This is a genomic window from Variovorax sp. OV329 (assembly GCF_900114785.1).
Lineage (GTDB): Bacteria > Pseudomonadota > Gammaproteobacteria > Burkholderiales > Burkholderiaceae_C > Variovorax.
The window spans coordinates 62,974-76,419 of sequence record NZ_FOUG01000010.1 but is presented as its reverse complement, the minus strand read 5'-3'; the positions used below and the strand labels follow the sequence as shown (position 1 = coordinate 76,419).

The window sequence follows — 13,446 nt, the reverse complement described above, 5'->3', positions numbered from 1 at the left end:
CACGTAAAACCTACAAAAGGAGTTAGCAGCATGACCCATTCGTTCCGCAATCGACTTTCTGTCGCCGCCGCCCTGTCGCTGGCGATGCTGGCCGGTCCGGCCCTGGCGCAGAAGACCGAACCCAATGCGGCCGAGAAGGCCTGGGACTCGACCAAGAACACCAGCGAGAAGGCCTGGGATTCCACCAAGAGTGGCACCGAGAAGGCTTGGGACAAGACCAAGAGCGGTACCAAGAAGGGCTGGGATGCCACCAAGAAGGGCACCAAGAAGGCGACCACGGCGGCTGGCAATGCCGGCGACTCCGCCATCGCGGGTACGCGCAAGGCCGGCGAGTCGATCGCCGAGAAGCTGCCGCCGGATCCGGCGAAGAAGCCCTGACAGACCACAGGCAAGCGCCAGAACAAAACCCGCCGATCGGCGGGTTTTTCTTTGGGCGCGGCGCCGGCTCAGGCCGTGGCGGCCTGCGGCGGCACGCTGCGGTAGGCCAGTGGCGTCTCGGGCGTCGGGAAGCCCGCCGCGCCGAACACGCGCACCACCGCCCGGTGCGTGTCGAAGTACACCTGCCAGTAGTGGTCGGTGTGGGTGTAAGGACGCACTGCCAGCAGCGGGCCTTCGGGCGTGAACTGCAGGATCTCCACGTCCGGCGGCTGCTCTGTCGACACGTTCGGGATCTTCGCCAGTTCCGCCTTCAGGAGCTCGATGGCCTGGGTCACGTCGACGCCGTTGGCCAGCTTGGCCACCGTGTCCACGCGGCGAAAGCCCAGGGTGCTGAAGTTCTGGATGTTGTCGCCCAGCACCTTGTTGTTGCCCACCAGCGTAACGGTGTTGTCGGGGGTGATGAGCGTGGTGCCGAACAGGCCCAGTTCCTTCACCGTCCCCGTGACGCCGCCCACGCAGACGAAGTCGCCCACTCTGTAGGGCCGCATGACCTGCAGGAAGACGCCGGCCGCGAAGTGGGTGAGCAGCCCGCCCCAGGCGGTGCCGATGGCCAGGCCCGCACCGGCAAGCAGCGCCGCGAAGGAAGTGGTGCGCACGCCGAACATGTCCAGGATCGCCAGCACCAGGACGATGTTGAGGATCACGCCCAGGATGGACACCAGGTAGTTGCTGAGCGTGGGGTCCATGCGCTTGCCCCGCTCGAGCGCCCCGCTGACCAGTCGCTGCGCCAGGCCGATCAGCCAGCGCCCGATGGCCCACGCAACCAGCGCACCGATCACCTTGAAGCCGAAGTCCGCGCCCTGCGTGGTGATGAAGGTCCAGATCACTTCCGTGTTCATTCTTGATTTCCCTCCTTCTGCGCCGATGCCGCTTTCCGGGCCTCGGCACGCGTTGAAACCAGCATGTCCGGGACTTGTCGCGCACAACACCCCCGGCCATGCTTGCGAAGCTCGCGTCCAGGACTGCCGGGGCAGCGCCGATGGGGTCGCGAGGCAGCGGTATTATGCTCAGGCGCCCGCTGGCGCCAACATTTATTTCGCGTGCACCAACCCCATGAAGCCCGCTTGCAGTGGGCTTCTGGTGCTATCAAAAGCGTAGCAATCGAGTCCCTCAATCGTCCATGAAGCCATCCCTGCCCGAGGTCAATTTCTCCGACTGGGGAGACGTGCGCTACCTGCATCTGGGCACCGAGTGGGTCCAGGGCTCCATGAAGCTGGACGCGCCCTTCGAGATCGAACTCGAGTACGTGCAGCGCATGATGGCCTGGCTGCTCTTCGTCGAGCCCTCCAGCGTGATGAACCGCCACGCCATGCAACTGGGCCTTGGTGCGGCCTCGCTCACCAAGTTCTGCCGCAAGCAACTGCGCATGCGCACCACGGCCATCGAGCTCAACCCGCAGGTGCTGGCCGCCTGCCGCGGCTGGTTCAAGCTTCCACCCGACGATGCCAAGCTGACGGTCGTGATTGCCGATGCCTCGGTGGAGATCCGCAAGTCCCAGTGGCAGGAGAGCGTGGACGCGCTGCAGGTCGACCTGTACGACCACGAGGCAGCCGCGCCGGTGCTGGACACGGAAGACTTCTACCGCGACTGCCGCGGGCTGCTCACCGAGAGCGGCTGCATGACGGTCAACCTGTTCGGCCGTTCCTCCAGCTACGAGCGCAGCCTGGAAAAGATCATCGCGGCCTTCGGTGAAAAGGCGGTGTGGGCCTTCCGGCCGACGCGCGAAGGCAACACGGTGGTGCTGGCGCAGCGCGAGCCCGGCCGTCCGAGCCGTGCCACGCTTGCCGAGCGCGCGCAAACCATACAGACTCGCTGGGGCCTGCCCGCGCCCAAATGGCTGCGGGTGTTCAAGGCCTACAGCTTATGAGCGCCACGCCATTGCCCGTTTCCTCCGCCACCGCCCAATCGAACCCGCCCACGGCCTACCAAGGGCCGCTTGAACTGAAGCTGGTCATCGAATGGCTGGCGCGCGACGGCGTCATCTCGCCCGCCGAGGCGCAGCGCACCATTGCCCGCTGCGCGCGGGCGGAGAGCCGGCAGGCGCCGCTGGTGCGCCTGGCCGCGGTGGCCATGACGCGCGAGAGCGACGGCAAGCCGCTCGACCTGGAAATGCTCACGCAGTGGCTGGCAGGTCGCGCGGGCCTGCCTTACCTGCGCGTCGACCCGCTCAAGGTCGACGTGGGCAAGGTGGCCGACACGATGAGCGCTGCATACGCCGAGCGGCACAAGGTGCTGCCGGTGCAGGTCACACCCACCGAGGTGGTGGTGGCCACCAGCGAGCCCTTCATCACCGACTGGGTCGGCGAAGTGGAGCGACAGGCGCGGCGCAGCGTGCGGCGCGTGGTGGCCAACCCGGCGGACATCCATCGCTACACGGCCGAATTCTTCGCCCTGGCCAAGTCGGTGCGCGCCGCGCAGAAGGCCGGCGGGGCGTCGAGCGCGGCCAGCTTCGAGCAGCTGGTGGAACTGGGCAAAAGCAACAAGCAGCTCGACGCCAACGACCAGAGCGTGGTGCAGGTGGTCGACTGGCTGTGGCAATACGCCTTCGACCAGCGCGCCAGCGACATTCACCTGGAGCCCCGCCGCGAGCAGGGCGTGATCCGCTTTCGCATCGACGGCGTGCTGCACCCGGCCTACCAGATGCCCATGGGCGTGATGAACGCCATGGTGGCGCGCATCAAGCTGCTGGGCCGCATGGACGTGGTCGAGAAGCGCCGCCCGCTGGACGGCCGCATCAAGACGCGCAACCTGCGCGGCGACGAAGTCGAAATGCGCCTGTCCACGCTGCCCACCGCCTTCGGTGAGAAGATGGTGATGCGGATCTTCGACCCCGACACCACGGTGAAGAACCTGGACGAACTGGGGTTTGCGCAGCATGACGCCAAGCGCTGGGAACAGCTGGTCACGCGCCCCCACGGCATCGTCCTGGTGACCGGGCCCACCGGCTCGGGCAAGACCACCACGCTGTACTCCACGCTCAAGCGCGTGGCCACCGAGGAGGTCAACGTCAGCACCATCGAGGACCCGATCGAGATGATCGAGTCCTCCTTCAACCAGACGCAGGTGCAGCCGCAGCTGGACTTCGGCTTCACCGAGGGACTGCGCGCGCTCATGCGGCAGGACCCGGACATCATCATGGTGGGCGAGGTCCGCGACCTCCCCACGGCCGAGATGGCTGTGCAGTCCGCACTCACCGGCCACCTGGTTTTCAGCACCCTGCACACCAACGACGCGCCCAGCGCCATCACCCGGCTCATGGAGCTGGGCGTGCCCAACTACCTCATCAACGCCACCATGCTGGGCGTGCTCGCGCAGCGCCTGGTGCGCACCCTGTGCCCGCACTGCAAGCAACCTGACGAGTCGGTCACGCGCGAGCGGCTCGACGAGTTCGTCAAGCCCTGGCAGATCTCCGGTTCGGTGCGGGCCTACCGGCCGGTAGGATGCGTGGACTGCCGCATGACCGGCTATCGCGGCCGCATGGGCCTGTACGAGCTGCTCACCGTCTCCGAAGAGTTCAAGTCCCAGGTGAACAAGGAGCCGAACATCGGCATGCTGCGCCGGCAGGCGGTTGCCGACGGCATGCGTCCGCTGCGCCTCGCTGGAGCGCTGCGCGTGGCCGAAGGACTCACCACCATCGAGGAAGTCCTGAGCGCCACGCCGCCCATGGAATAGCCCGCGAGACAGGGCCTCGCACACGGCCATGACGCAGGGATTACCCTAGCTCTACGCTAGGTGGAATCCACATCGAGAAGCTTTCATTCAGCCTCCAGAATCCGCAGGTTCGAATTCCGAATCGAGGAGACTGTTCGTGAAAATCAAGAGTCAGAAGGACTTCTTCGCGGGCGTCATGTTCACCGTGGTCGGGGTCGCCTTTGCATGGGGCGCAACCACCTACAACGTGGGCAGCGGCGCGCGCATGGGTCCGGGGTACTTTCCCCTGATGCTCGGCATCGTGATGGCCATCTTCGGCCTGATCATCATGTTCACCGGCCTGACGGTGGAAACCGCCACCGGCGACCCCATCGGCAAGTGGGCCTGGAGGCAGGTCGTCTTCATCCTTGGCGCCAACCTGGCCTTCGGTGTGCTGCTGGGCGGCCTGCCCAGCTTCGGCATCCCGGCCATGGGATTGATCATCGCGATCTATGCGCTGGTCATCATCGCGGCGCAGGCCGGTAGCAAGCATGCCCTGCCTTCCGTTCTCGGACTGGCGACCGTGCTCGCAATCGGCAGCTACATCGCCTTCATCTGGGCCCTGAAGCTCCAGATCCAGGTCTGGCCCACCTTCATCACCGGCTGACTGAGCACAGAAACATGGAACTGATTCACAACCTGTCGGTGGGGTTCGGCGTTGCCTTCACCTTCACCAACCTGCTGTACTGCCTGATCGGCTGTATCCTGGGCACGCTGATCGGCGTGCTGCCCGGCATCGGCCCGGTGGCCACCATCGCGATGCTGCTGCCTGCCACCTACGCGCTGCCGCCGGTGTCGGCCCTGATCATGCTGGCCGGTATCTACTACGGCGCACAGTACGGCGGCTCGACCACCGCCATCCTGGTGAACCTGCCTGGCGAGTCATCCTCGGTGGTGACAGTGATCGACGGGCACCAGATGGCCAAGCGAGGGCGGGCAGGTCCTGCACTCGCCGCTGCCGGCCTCGGCTCGTTCTTCGCAGGCTGCGTGGGCACGCTGATCCTGGCCGGCTTCGCGCCGCCGCTGACCGAGTTGGCCTTCAAGTTCGGCCCGGCCGAATACTTCTCGCTGATGATCCTGGGCCTGATCGGCGCCGTGGTGCTGGCCTCGGGCTCGCTGCTCAAGGCCGTCGCGATGATCGTGCTGGGCCTGCTGCTGGGCTTGGTGGGCACCGACGTCAACTCCGGCGTGGCGCGCTTCTCCTTCGACATTCCGGAACTCACCGACGGTATCGGCTTCGTGGCCATCGCCATGGGCGTGTTCGGCTACGGTGAAATCATTGCCAACCTGGCACAGCCGGAAGACGAGCGCGAAGTGTTCACTGCCAAGGTGACGGGCCTGTTCCCCACCAAGGAAGACTTCAAGAACATGGTGCCCGCCGTCCTGCGCGGTACGGCACTGGGTTCGGCGCTGGGCATCCTGCCCGGCGGCGGCGCGCTGCTGGCGGCCTTCGCGGCCTACACCATCGAGAAGAAGACCAAGCTGCGTCCGGGCGAAGTGCCCTTCGGCAAGGGCAACATCCGCGGCGTGGCGGCTCCCGAGTCGGCCAACAACGCCGGTGCGCAGACCTCCTTCATCCCGCTGCTGACGCTGGGCATCCCGCCCAACGCCGTGATGGCGCTGATGGTGGGTGCCATGACCATCCACAACATCCAGCCGGGCCCGCAGGTGATGACCAGCAACCCCGAGCTGTTCTGGGGCCTGATCGCCTCGATGTGGATCGGCAACGCGATGCTGGTGGTCCTGAACCTGCCGCTGATCGGCATGTGGATCAAGCTGCTGTCGGTGCCTTACCGCTTCCTGTTCCCTTCGATCGTGCTGTTCTGCGCCGTCGGCGTCTACTCGACGAACAACAACACCTTCGACATCTGGATGGTGGGTGCCTTCGGCTTCATCGGCTACCTCTTCTACAAGCTGGGATGCGAACCCGCCCCCTTGCTGCTGGGCTTCATCCTGGGCCCGATGATGGAAGAGAACCTGCGCCGTGCGCTGCTGCTCTCGCGGGGCGACTGGAGCGTGTTCGTCAGCCGTCCGATCTCGGCGGGCCTGCTGGCTGCGGCCGTGCTGCTGCTGGTGATCGTGCTGCTGCCGGCGGTGAAGTCAAAACGCGAGGAAGCCTTCGTCGAGGAATGACGGGGCTGCCCATCGCTTCATGAAAACAACGGCGCCTTCGGGCGCCGTTTTCGTTTGTGCGCGCTTCAGGCCTTGGGCGCGCGCGGCGGCTTCAGGTGCTGCCGTGCGAAGTCCAGGAAGGCCATGGCCGCTGGGCTCAGCGGGTGCTTGGCCAGGCGCAGCGCCATCACCGGGTATTCGAGCACCGGCCGGGTCACCGTGAGCGCTCGCAGGTCGTCGGGCATCAGCACCTCGACGTAGCGCGGCAGCAGGGCCACGCCGGCCCCGGCCTGGATCAGGCCGAAAGCGGTGGACAGCATCGACACGTGGTGCACCACCTGCGGCACCACGTTGGCCACGCCGGCGAGCTGCCGGCTCACCGAGCGCCAGATGTTGGCGTCGGGGTTGACGTGCACGAAGGGCAGGGCCTCCAGCTGGCGCGCCTCGATGCTGCTTCGCTGCGCGAGCGGATGGTCCGAGCGCACGAACAGGGCCATGCGCTCGGTGAAGAGCGGCTCTGTGGCCAGTTCGGAATGGGAGGCGCCGATGTCGGAGCCGAAGCCCAGGTCGGCCTCCTGCGAGATCACGCGCGAGATCATCTGCTCGGCGGTGCTGTCCAGCAGGGTGGTGGCGAGCTTGGGGTACCTTTGCGCGAAACCGCCCAGCAGCGGCGGCATCAGGGCGCCTGCGGTGAGATGGCCCACCGCCAGCACCACCCGGCCTTCGCGCAGCTGGGCCTGCGAGCGGCAGGCGTTTACCGATTCATCCACCAGGCGCAGCGCACGCACGGCGGTGTCGACCATCATCTGTCCAGCCTGCGTCATCTGCAGGCGCCGCCCTCGCACCACCAGGGGCTGGCCCAGTTCCTCTTCCAAGCGCCGGATCAGGTGGCTGATGGCCGGCTGGGTGAGCTGGAGGCTCTCGGCGGCGCGGGTGAAGCTGCCCGACTCGGCCACTGCGGCCAGGGCGCGCAGCTGCTGCAGGGAGATTTCCTCGGTGCCCGTGCGCGCCATAAATTCATCTCATAGTTGAATAACTTGGATTATCTGGCTTGATGCGCCCGCGCTGCTTAGCATCGAAGGTTTGCATCCTCGAGAAACCCCACCATGCAACGCCACCTGTTCCTGAAGAGCCTCGCTGCAGCGCTGTGCCTAGCCGCCTCGGGCGCCAGCTTCGCCCAGGCCTACCCGAACAAGCCGATCCGCCTGATCGTGCCTTTCCCGGCAGGTGGCGCCACCGACCTGTTCGCGCGCACGCTCACGCAGAAGATGGGCGAGAAGCTGGGCACCACGCTGGTGGTGGACAACAAGCCCGGCGCGGGCGGCGCGATCGGCTCCGACCTGGCGGCGAAGGCGGTGCCGGACGGCTACACCCTGTTGCTGGCCACCACCAGCACGCATGCCATCGGCCCGGCCATCAGCAAGCTGCCCTACGACACGGCGCATGACTTCACGCCCATCGCCCACGTCGGTGATGCGCCCAGCATCATGCTGGTGCCCACCAGCGCGCCGGTGAAGACGGTGCGCGAGTGGATCGACTACGCCAAGAAGAACCCCGGCAAGCTGAACTACGCGTCCAGCGGCAACGGCACCATCGTCCAGCTGACGGCGGAGCTGTTCAAGTCGCAAGCGGGCGTGTTCGTAACGCACATCCCCTACAAGGGCACGGCGCTGGCCATGCCCGACCTGATGAGCGGCAAGGTCGACGTGCTCTTCGACTCGCTGCCCACCGGCATGCCTTTCGTGCGGGACGGCCGCCTGCGTGCCCTGGGCGTCACTTCGCTCAAGCGCAGCCCGCTGGCACCCGACCTGCCCGCGGTGGCCGAGACGCTGCCCGGCTTCGAATCCAACACCTGGTTCGGCCTGTACGGCCCCAAGGCCCTGCCGGCCGAGGTCGTGGCCCGCATCAACAAGGCCGCCAACGAGTCGCTGGCCGACCCCGCGCTGCGCGAGAAACTCTCGAGCCTTGGCATCGAGCCGACCCAGAGCACGCCCGAGCAGCTGACGAAACTGGCGGCCCAGGACACGGCCAAGTGGAAGCAGATCATCATCGATCGCAAGATCACGAACGACTGACGCTGACCGGGCCCGTACGCTTCTTCTGGACCTTGAAATGAACTTCAACTTCGACAACCCCTACCTCAGCACCCGCCTGCCGGTGTTCGCGCGCAACGTGGTCTCCACCTCGCATCCGCTGGCGGCGCAGGCCGGCCTGCGCATCCTGCAGCAGGGCGGCAACGCGGTGGACGCGGCGGTGGCCACGGCCGCGGTCATGACCCTGGTGGAGCCGGTCAGCAACGGCCTGGGCAGCGATGCCTTCTGCATCCTGTGGGACGGCAAGAAGCTGCACGGCCTCAACGCTTCCGGCAGCGCGCCGCAGGCCTGGACGCCCGAGTACTTCACCAAGAAGTACGGCGCCGATGCCAAGGCACCGCCGCAGCGCGGCATCGACTCGGTCACCGTGCCCGGCGCGGTGGCGAGCTGGGCGGCACTGTCCGAGCGATTCGGCAAGCTGCCCTTTGCCGACCTGATGGTGCCGGCCATCGAGATCGCCGAGCGCGGCTACCTCATGCCGCCCGTCGTGCAGCAGAAGTGGGACGCGGCCACGCCGCTGCTGCAGTCGCAGCCGGGCTTCGCGCAAGCCTTCCTGCCCTGGGGCCGTGCGCCCAAGGTGGGCGAGCTGTTCAGGTTTCCCTCGGCGGCGCGTGCGCTCAAGTCCATCGCAAAGACCAAGGGCGAGTCCTTCTACCGCGGCGAGATCGCCCAGGCCATCGAGAAGTTCTCGGCCGAGCACGGCGGCGCCCTCAAGGCCAGCGACATGGCCAACTGGAAGCCCGAGTGGGTCGAGCCCATCTCGCGCGACTACCGAGGCCACACGCTGCACGAGATCCCGCCCAACGGCCAGGGCATCGCGGCGCTGATCGCGCTGGGCATCCTGGAGAAGTTCGACATCGGCTCGCTGCCGGTGGACTCGGTGGGTTCGCAGCACCTGCAGATCGAAGCGATGAAACTCGCCTTCGCCGACTGCTACCGCTACGTGTCGGACCCATCGTCGATGGAGGTGACCCCCGCGCAAATGCTCGATGACGCCTACCTCGCATCGCGTGCCAAACTCATCGACGTGAAGAAGGCACAGGATTTCAAGGCAGGCAACCCGGTCAAGGGCGGCACCATCTACCTCACCGCTGCCGACGAGAGCGGCATGATGGTGAGCTTCATCCAGAGCAACTTCATGGGCTTCGGCTCCGGCTGCGTGGAGCCCGACTTCGGCATCAGCCTGCAGAACCGCGGCCATGGCTTCAGCCTGAATGATGGCAGTCCCAACCAGGTGGCACCGGGCAAGCGCCCCTTCCACACCATCATCCCGGCCTTCCTCACCAAGGACGGCCAGCCGGTGATGAGCTTCGGCGTCATGGGCGGCAACATGCAGCCCCAGGGCCACATGCAGACGCTGGTGCGCATGCTCGACTACAAGCAGGCGCCGCAGGCGGCCTGCGACGCCCCGCGCTGGCGCTTCAACGCCGGCCTGGAGATCAACGTCGAGGCGGCGATGAACGCCGACACGGTCGCTGGCCTGAAGGCCCTGGGCCACCAGGTCGAGGTCATCAACGACTCCTACCAGGACTTCGGTGCCGGCCAGTTCATCTGGCGCGCCGGCGATCCGGCGGTGGAAGGCTACGTGGCGGCCAGCGACCCGCGCCGCGACGGCCTGGCCGCCGGCTACTGAACCCCTTCCGACGAATGCAGGAACAAGCCACCCGAGCCCCCACAGTCACGGCCACGCCCTCGTCCTCCGCGCACGAGGCGAAGCCGCACAACAACAAGCTGGGCGCCGGGCTGGCACTGGCCACGCTGGGCGCGATCGCCTTCAGCGGCAAGGCCATCATCGTCAAGCTGGCCTACCGCCACGGGGTGGACGCGGTCACGCTCATCATGCTGCGCATGCTGTTCGCGCTGCCGCTGTTCGCGCTGATGGCATGGTGGGCGGGGCGAGGCAAGCCGCCGCTCACCCGGCGTGACTGGCTGGGCGTGCTGGGGCTGGGCTTCTCGGGCTACTACCTTGCGAGCTTCCTGGACTTCGCCGGCCTGGCCTACGTCACGGCCAGCCTGGAACGGCTCATCCTGTACCTCAACCCCACGTTGGTGCTGATTGCCAGCTGGGTCATCTACAAGCGCCGCATCACCCGCAAGCAGCTGCTGGGCATGGCCATCAGCTATGCGGGCGTGCTGCTGGTCTTCGGGCACGAGTTGGCACTGGGCTCCGGCGGTGCCGAGGCCTGGGGCACCCTGCTGGTCTTCCTGAGCGCGGTGAGTTATGCGATGTACCTGGTCTACAGCGGCGAGTTCGTGCAGCGCCTGGGCTCGATGCGGCTGGTGGGCCTGGCCACGAGCGTGGCCTGCATCCTGTGCATCCTGCAGTTCGCGCTGCTGCGCCCGCTGGGCTCGGCCTTCGACGTGGCGCCGCAGGTGATCTGGCTGTCGGTGCTCAACGCCACGCTGTGCACCGCGCTGCCGGTGCTGGCCGTGATGATGGCCATCGAGCGCGTGGGCGCTGCCATGGCGGCGCAGACCGGCATGGTGGGCCCCATGTCCACCATCCTCATGGGTGTGGTGATTTTGGGCGAGCCATTCACCATCTGGATCGCAGCGGGTACGCTCCTGGTCATCGCAGGCATTTTCGTTTTCACGCGCAGCGCACGCTGACGCGTTTTCCAGGAACAGGAGCAGACATGGATCTGAGTATTGCGGGCCGCACGGCCCTGGTGTGTGGGGCCAGCAAGGGGCTGGGTTTCGGCTGCGCGCTGGCGCTGGTCAAGGAAGGCGTCAACGTCGTCATCGTGGCGCGCGGGCAGGAGGCCCTCGACGCGGCCGCCAGGCAGTTGCAGGCCGCTGCCACCGGTGGCGCCTTCGTCAAGCACGTGGCGGCCGACATCACCACCGAGGCCGGCCGGACCGCGGTGTTCGCGGTGCAGCGCGACTACGACATCGTGGTCACCAACGCGGGCGGCCCGCCGCCCGGCGACTTCCGCGACTGGGACCGAGAGGCCTGGATCAAGGCGGTGGACGCCAACATGCTCACCCCCATCGAGCTGATCAAGGCCACCATCGACGGCATGGCGCAGCGCGGCTTCGGCCGCATCGTGAACATCACCTCCAGCTCGGTGAAGTCGCCCATCGACATCCTGGGCCTGTCCAACGGCGCGCGCAGCGGCCTGACCGGCTTCGTTGCGGGCGTGGCGCGCAACCCCACCGTCGCGGGCAAGGGCGTGACCATCAACAACCTGCTGCCGGGTGCCTTCGACACCGACCGCCTGCGCTCGACCATGGAGGGTGGCGCCAAGAAGTCGGGCCAGAGCGTGGAAGCCGTCAAGGATTCGCGCAAGAAGACCATTCCGGCGCAGCGCTTCGGAACCGCCGAAGAGTTCGGTTCCATCTGCGCCTTCCTGTGCAGCGTCCATGCGGCCTACCTGACGGGGCAGAACGTGCTGGCGGATGGCGGGGCGTACCCGGGGACGTACTGATCGCCTCCAGGGTCCCCAAGAAGAAAGGCCGGCATTAGCCGGCCTTTTTCTATTGCTTTCTCAGGCAGGCGTGCTCAGGGCGGGCAGGCTTTGCCCAGCATTGCGAGCCCGGCCCGCGTGTTCGTCGTGGTGGTGCTGTCGTCCGGGCCACCGGTGTCGATGGTGAACTTGCAGCCGTAGTTGGCGTTGGCCACCGTGGCCGGCGTCAGCACGTCGTCGCCGTCGGGCTTCACGCCGTCGCGTTCCCACTTGATCATCGAGTCGAAGGCGGCCACCTGTTCCGCAACGGTGAAGTCGCAGTGGGTCACGCCGCGGATCGCGCGCTGCACCAGCCAGCCGCTGTTGCCCTTGGCGGCCGCGCGCCTTGCGTAGATCTGCTCCATGCTGAAAGGCACGTACAGGTCGCCCAGCGTATGGATCGACACCACCGGAATCTTGAATTCGCCGTTGGTCTTGGGAATCCAGCGCAGGCCGTCCCGGCGCAGGCGGTTGGCATCGGCGACCGGCGTGATCTTGAGCGCTGCCGCGTTGAGCGCCGACGAGGCTGCCGCGTCGCCGTCGATGGTGTAGGTGAAGCGGGTCGTGTCCAGGCTGCTCTTGTTGAGGATGCCGTTGATGGTGCCGTCGCCGCCGAACACGCCCAGCACTGCGTTGAACGACTGGCCTTGCGCAAAGCCGACGTCGAACAGCGGGCGCGGACCACCGGTGAGGTTCTGGATTACCGACATGTACGCCACGCCATTGGGCGCCTTGGGCGTGAGTTGCCCCTGTGCACCGATGGTGAGCAGGTTGCCCAGCACGAGGCTGCTGACGTCCGCCCAGCCAGTGAACGGGTACTTCGGGACGCCGGCCAGCGCTTGCGCCGTGACCTGGGCCCCTGCGAAGTAGTCGAAGAGCTCGGTGTCGCCCACCACGCCGCACATGGGCACGGCACCGGCGTACTTCACCTTGTGTTTGGCGGTGGTGGCGGCCTCGTCCTCGATGGCGGCAGCGGTGATGTGGCCGCCCATGGAGTGGCCGGTGATGTAGAGCTTCGTCGGTGCGGCGAGCGATCGGCCGTTGGCCTGTGCGATCTTGTTGAATTCCAGTGCAAGTGCGTTGGTGTCCTCCACCCCTGCGCGCACGTCGTAGTAGTTCTTGGCGTAGCTCGATGCGGCCCAGGCATATCCGTTCTGGATCAGGTAGCGCCGGATGCTGGGGTTGCTCACGCCCAGCACGTTCCCGGTGCCGGCATAGCCGTGGGCGTACATGACCAGCTTTCCGTTCCAGTTGGCAGGCACCTCGATCCGGTACGCGGCGCCGCCCAGCACGCCGGCCCAGCGGCTCGTGGTCGTGTTGTCCACCGTGTCGCCGGCGTCGGCCTTGAGCGCAGCGAAGGTGGTGGCGGTGGGATCGGCTGCGGCGAAGGAGTTGCGGCTGTCCTGGTCGCGTGCCTCCTCCGGCGCAGGCGCTGGGGCGGGGGCTGGTGCGGGCGCAGGGGCTGGCGTGTCACTGCCGCCGCCGCAGGCCGAGAGGGAAAGCAGGGCCGCGGCCATCAGGCTCAGGCTTGTTCTTTGCATCGTCAAATCAGTCTCCGGATGTTGTTGTTGCAAGCGAATTGGCGCGCGGCCTTCTCCTGCCGCGCGTCACCGTGCCGCTGGGGCGGGGCCAGCGTAGGGGGCGGCCGACCCGGGCAGGGCTGGGCT

Annotated in this window: 12 protein-coding genes; 9 read left to right on the top strand and 3 right to left on the bottom strand. The window is 66.9% G+C overall.

Annotation, left to right across the window (positions count from 1 at the left end; all coding sequences use genetic code 11):
• Positions 1–30: 30 nt before the first annotated feature.
• Entirely contained in the window at positions 31–378 is a 348-nt protein-coding gene (locus BM345_RS17670) for a hypothetical protein (protein ID WP_093381585.1), read from the top strand.
• A gap of 68 nt (positions 379–446) precedes the next feature.
• Here the strand turns inward: BM345_RS17670 and BM345_RS17665 are convergent, their stop codons facing one another.
• Positions 447–1,277, bottom strand: a complete 831-nt coding sequence (locus tag BM345_RS17665; protein ID WP_093381583.1) for a mechanosensitive ion channel family protein — start codon at positions 1,275–1,277, stop codon at positions 447–449.
• A 281-nt stretch (positions 1,278–1,558) separates the two neighbouring features.
• On the opposite strand from BM345_RS17665, the gene BM345_RS17660 reads away from it, so the two are divergent.
• The 4 genes from BM345_RS17660 (at position 1,559) to BM345_RS17645 (ending at position 6,261) form a co-directional block, all read left to right on the top strand.
• Positions 1,559–2,305, top strand: coding sequence for a class I SAM-dependent methyltransferase (locus tag BM345_RS17660; RefSeq protein WP_093381582.1), 747 nt, complete (start codon positions 1,559–1,561; stop codon positions 2,303–2,305).
• On the top strand, positions 2,302–4,110 hold the full coding sequence (locus BM345_RS17655; protein ID WP_093381580.1) for a type IV pilus assembly ATPase TfpB: 1,809 nt from the start codon (positions 2,302–2,304) through the stop codon (positions 4,108–4,110). The genes BM345_RS17660 and BM345_RS17655 overlap by 4 nt, the downstream gene beginning before the upstream one ends.
• A gap of 136 nt (positions 4,111–4,246) precedes the next feature.
• Entirely contained in the window at positions 4,247–4,735 is a 489-nt protein-coding gene (locus BM345_RS17650) for a tripartite tricarboxylate transporter TctB family protein (protein ID WP_093381579.1), read from the top strand.
• Positions 4,736–4,749: 14 nt separating this feature from the next.
• Entirely contained in the window at positions 4,750–6,261 is a 1,512-nt protein-coding gene (locus BM345_RS17645) for a tripartite tricarboxylate transporter permease (RefSeq protein ID WP_093381577.1), read from the top strand.
• A gap of 65 nt (positions 6,262–6,326) precedes the next feature.
• On the opposite strand, the gene BM345_RS17640 is transcribed toward BM345_RS17645, so the two are convergent.
• Entirely contained in the window at positions 6,327–7,253 is a 927-nt protein-coding gene (locus BM345_RS17640; RefSeq protein ID WP_093381576.1) for a LysR family transcriptional regulator, read from the bottom strand.
• A gap of 93 nt (positions 7,254–7,346) precedes the next feature.
• Between BM345_RS17640 and BM345_RS17635 the strand changes: the two genes are divergently transcribed.
• Genes BM345_RS17635 through BM345_RS17620 form a run of 4 tightly spaced genes read left to right on the top strand, consistent with a single transcriptional unit; the run spans position 7,347 to position 11,761 of the window.
• The gene (locus BM345_RS17635) at positions 7,347–8,315 is read left to right on the top strand and encodes a Bug family tripartite tricarboxylate transporter substrate binding protein (RefSeq protein WP_093381574.1); all 969 of its coding nucleotides are present in this window, start codon (positions 7,347–7,349) and stop codon (positions 8,313–8,315) included.
• Between the two features lie 37 nt (positions 8,316–8,352).
• Complete coding sequence (locus BM345_RS17630; RefSeq protein ID WP_093381573.1) at positions 8,353–9,966, top strand: gamma-glutamyltransferase family protein; 1,614 nt, start codon at positions 8,353–8,355, stop codon at positions 9,964–9,966.
• A gap of 14 nt (positions 9,967–9,980) precedes the next feature.
• Positions 9,981–10,943, top strand: a complete 963-nt coding sequence (locus tag BM345_RS17625) for a DMT family transporter (protein ID WP_093381571.1) — start codon at positions 9,981–9,983, stop codon at positions 10,941–10,943.
• 26 nt (positions 10,944–10,969) lie between these two features.
• Complete coding sequence (locus tag BM345_RS17620; protein WP_093381569.1) at positions 10,970–11,761, top strand: SDR family oxidoreductase; 792 nt, start codon at positions 10,970–10,972, stop codon at positions 11,759–11,761.
• A gap of 74 nt (positions 11,762–11,835) precedes the next feature.
• On the opposite strand, the gene BM345_RS17615 is transcribed toward BM345_RS17620, so the two are convergent.
• Entirely contained in the window at positions 11,836–13,320 is a 1,485-nt protein-coding gene (locus tag BM345_RS17615; RefSeq protein WP_093381767.1) for an alpha/beta hydrolase family protein, read from the bottom strand.
• Between the last annotated feature and the right edge of the window lie 126 nt (positions 13,321–13,446).

Excerpts from the sequence above, each read along its gene's own strand:
- BM345_RS17670 (WP_093381585.1), top strand. The coding sequence starts at position 31 with ATGACCCATTCGTTCCGCAATCGACTTTCTGTCGCCGCCGCCCTGTCG.
- BM345_RS17665 (WP_093381583.1), bottom strand. The coding sequence starts at position 1,277 with ATGAACACGGAAGTGATCTGGACCTTCATCACCACGCAGGGCGCGGAC.
- BM345_RS17660 (WP_093381582.1), top strand. The coding sequence starts at position 1,559 with ATGAAGCCATCCCTGCCCGAGGTCAATTTCTCCGACTGGGGAGACGTG.
- BM345_RS17655 (WP_093381580.1), top strand. The coding sequence starts at position 2,302 with ATGAGCGCCACGCCATTGCCCGTTTCCTCCGCCACCGCCCAATCGAAC.
- BM345_RS17645 (WP_093381577.1), top strand. The coding sequence starts at position 4,750 with ATGGAACTGATTCACAACCTGTCGGTGGGGTTCGGCGTTGCCTTCACC.
- BM345_RS17640 (WP_093381576.1), bottom strand. The coding sequence starts at position 7,253 with ATGGCGCGCACGGGCACCGAGGAAATCTCCCTGCAGCAGCTGCGCGCC.
- BM345_RS17635 (WP_093381574.1), top strand. The coding sequence starts at position 7,347 with ATGCAACGCCACCTGTTCCTGAAGAGCCTCGCTGCAGCGCTGTGCCTA.
- BM345_RS17630 (WP_093381573.1), top strand. The coding sequence starts at position 8,353 with ATGAACTTCAACTTCGACAACCCCTACCTCAGCACCCGCCTGCCGGTG.
- BM345_RS17625 (WP_093381571.1), top strand. The coding sequence starts at position 9,981 with ATGCAGGAACAAGCCACCCGAGCCCCCACAGTCACGGCCACGCCCTCG.
- BM345_RS17620 (WP_093381569.1), top strand. The coding sequence starts at position 10,970 with ATGGATCTGAGTATTGCGGGCCGCACGGCCCTGGTGTGTGGGGCCAGC.
- BM345_RS17615 (WP_093381767.1), bottom strand. The coding sequence starts at position 13,320 with ATGCAAAGAACAAGCCTGAGCCTGATGGCCGCGGCCCTGCTTTCCCTC.